This is a genomic window from Mycobacterium sp. IS-2888 (genome assembly GCF_001954215.1).
GTDB lineage: Bacteria > Actinomycetota > Actinomycetes > Mycobacteriales > Mycobacteriaceae > Mycobacterium.
The window spans coordinates 1-749 of record NZ_MBET01000005.1 but is presented as its reverse complement, the minus strand read 5'-3'; the positions used below and the strand labels follow the sequence as shown (position 1 = coordinate 749).

Annotated in this window: 2 pseudogenes; one reads left to right on the top strand and one right to left on the bottom strand. The window is 66.4% G+C overall.

The features are described 5' to 3' along the window. Positions 1–281: pseudogene (locus tag A5745_RS00465) on the top strand (hypothetical protein); the annotation flags it as partial. A 4-nt stretch (positions 282–285) separates the two neighbouring features. On the opposite strand, the pseudogene A5745_RS00460 reads toward A5745_RS00465, so the two are convergent. After that, positions 286–749 (bottom strand): annotated as a pseudogene (locus A5745_RS00460) (hypothetical protein); the annotation flags it as partial.

Sequence of the window (749 nt, the reverse complement as noted above, 5' to 3'; positions counted from 1 at the left end):
GGGTCGGCACCAAGACCGGCAGCATCGAGATGGACGGCCAGCGGGTGAATGTGCCCGTCTCCACGGACCAGATGAAGAAGATCGCGCAGCTTTCCGGTGGGCAGTCCTACACCGCCACCAATCTCGAGCAGCTCAACAAGGACTACGACGCCATCGAGAACGAGATCGGGTATCGCACGGTGCCCGGACCGGGCAGTGCGGGCTGGCTGCGCCTCGGGGTCGTCGTCGCGCTGGTGGCGACGGCTCTGGCGCTGCTGATCAACCGAAGACTTCCCACCTGATCGCTCAGGCGGGCAGCCGGCGATTCAGGAACAGGCCCGCCAATACCGCGCCGGCCATCACGAACGCACCGAGCAGCATCCACGCCAGGCTCGCGTCACCCTTCACGGTTTCGTAGCCGATCTGGTGCTGCAGCGTCGTATAGACGTTCTTGAGCGATTCCAGGCTGTCGGCATGGAACGCCTGGCCGTCGGTGATCTCGCAGATTTTCTGCAGCGTCCGATCGTCGACCGGGACGGGAATGCTGGCGCCCTCGAACTCGACGGTGCCGTACGGCGTGCCGAACGAGATGGTCGATATCTGCACGCCCTGGTCCTTGGCGGCCCGCGCGGCGGTGAACGCTCCCTGCGGCGCGTTGGGATCCAACGGCACGTTTTCGGCGCCGTCCGATTCCAGCACGATCCGCGCCGGCGGCGGCCCGTCCCCACCCTGAACGGCCGACGCGCTGATCGCGTGTAGGGCGGTGAAGA